Source organism: Mycobacterium sp. E2327 (assembly GCF_001672675.1).
Taxonomy (GTDB): domain Bacteria; phylum Actinomycetota; class Actinomycetes; order Mycobacteriales; family Mycobacteriaceae; genus Mycobacterium.
In genome coordinates this window covers 1-1,214 of the sequence record NZ_LZKE01000021.1, presented here as the reverse complement: position 1 = coordinate 1,214, position 1,214 = coordinate 1, and the positions used below count along the sequence as shown (strand labels likewise).

Annotated in this window: 2 protein-coding genes; both read right to left on the bottom strand. The window is 68.3% G+C overall.

Annotation, left to right across the window (positions count from 1 at the left end):
- Positions 1 to 376: transglutaminase N-terminal domain-containing protein (locus A5712_RS02360; protein ID WP_304528658.1), on the bottom strand; the 376-nt coding region annotated here is incomplete at its 3' end.
- Positions 376 to 1,214: alpha-E domain-containing protein (locus A5712_RS02355; protein WP_068100779.1), on the bottom strand; the 839-nt coding region annotated here is incomplete at its 5' end. The genes A5712_RS02355 and A5712_RS02360, both read right to left, overlap by 1 nt.

Below are 1,214 nucleotides of genomic sequence, written 5' to 3'. Positions count from 1 at the left end.
CCGACGCGACGCGCTTGCCGGTCGGGGTGTGGGCGGTGGGGCGCAGCAATTCGTCGAAACGATCGATCACGGCCTCGGACCGCAGGTCGTTCCAGCTGACCTCGGCCACCGCCGGCTCCCCCCGTTCGGTCTCGACGACCGACGACGAGGTCACCGTGAGATCGGTGTGCGGCGCGTGCAGGTCGAACGCGGTGACGGCGGTGCCCCAATAGTCGATGTAGCGGTGCGACCTAGTCGCCGGGATGGTTTCGACGCGATTGAGGATGACGTTTTGCCTGGTGTCCGATCGCGGGGTCAGGCGGGCCTCGTTATAGGAGGCGGTCACCGGCGACTGGTAGGCGTAGCCGGTGGTGTGCACCACGCGCAGCCGCCACATCAGTTTTCGCCCTGCCTGCCGACCAGCCGGGCACCCTGGCCCGCGTCCGACCACGCCACCCAGGGAGTCACGTGGAAGTACTGCAGCGACAACGCTTCTCCGACATCCCGACAGGTTCGCTGCAGGCCCGCCAAGCGGCTGTCCAGCGACTCGAGCAACACACCCGGTTGGACGAATTCCAGCTCGCTGCGGGCCTTCCCGAGCAACCGCTGCGCTTCGGCGGTGGCGCCGATCCGGCTCTGCGGGCTGTGCACCAGCTCGTCAAGGTTGTCCTCGGCCAGCCTCAACGAGTAGAACACCGAGCGCGGAAACAGGCGGTCCAGCAACATGAATTGGACCACCCGGCCCGCGTCCAACACCCCCCGGTAGGTCCGCAGGTAGGTGTCGTGCGCGCCCGCCGAACGCAGCAGGGTCACCCACGCCGGCGACGACGCGCTGTCGCCGACCCGCGACAGCAGCAGCCGCACCGTCATGTCGACCCGCTCGATCGCGCGGCCCAGCAACATGAACCGGTATCCGTCGTCGCGCGACAGCGTCGAGTCGGCCAAGCCGGCGAACATCGCCGCGCGGCCCTCGATGAACGCCAGGAATTCATGCGGCCCAAGGCGTTTCGCGGCGCGCTCACGTTCGGCCAGGGCGTGGTAGGTGGTGTTGAGGCACTCCCAGATCTCGCTGGACGTCACCTCGCGGGCCGACTTCGCGTTCTCCCGCGCCGCGGTGATGGCATCGACGATCGAGCAGCCGCCCGACGCGTTGGTGCTGAAGGCCACCAGGTCGGTCAACGACCACACGTCGAGGTCGTGATCCGGTGGGTCGATGCCGAGGACCCGCAGCAGCA